The sequence below is a fragment of the Janthinobacterium sp. UMAB-60 genome (genome assembly GCF_900095235.1).
Classification (GTDB): domain Bacteria; phylum Pseudomonadota; class Gammaproteobacteria; order Burkholderiales; family Burkholderiaceae_D; genus Janthinobacterium.
The window spans coordinates 1-374 of the sequence record NZ_LT607532.1 but is presented as its reverse complement, the minus strand read 5'-3'; the positions used below and the strand labels follow the sequence as shown (position 1 = coordinate 374).

The following is a 374-nucleotide window of genomic DNA, read 5'->3' as shown; positions in this document are numbered from 1 at the left end:
GCACCGCACCGTCCGGCCGTGTCGTATGCGGGCGACGGCGCCTGGGGCATGAGCCTGATGGAAACGATGACCTGCGTGCGCCACAACATTCCCGTGACGGCGGTGGTGTTCCACAACCGCCAGTGGGGCGCGGAAAAGAAAAACCAGGTCGATTTCTACAACCGCCGCTTCGTCGCCGGTGAACTCGACAACCAGAGCTTCGCCGAGATTGCGCGGGCCATGGGCGCCGAAGGCATCACGGTCGACAAGCTGGAAGACGTGGGGCCGGCCCTGAAGAAAGCGATAGCCATGCAGATGAATGAAGGCAAGACCACCATCATCGAAATCATGTGCACGCGCGAACTGGGCGACCCGTTCCGCCGCGATGCGCTGAG

At 62.8% G+C, this 374-nt stretch carries 1 protein-coding gene; it reads left to right on the top strand.

The features are described from left to right. Positions 1 to 374 (top strand): thiamine pyrophosphate-dependent enzyme (locus tag K0F86_RS27180; protein ID WP_257572413.1); only part of this gene is annotated, 374 nt, incomplete at both ends.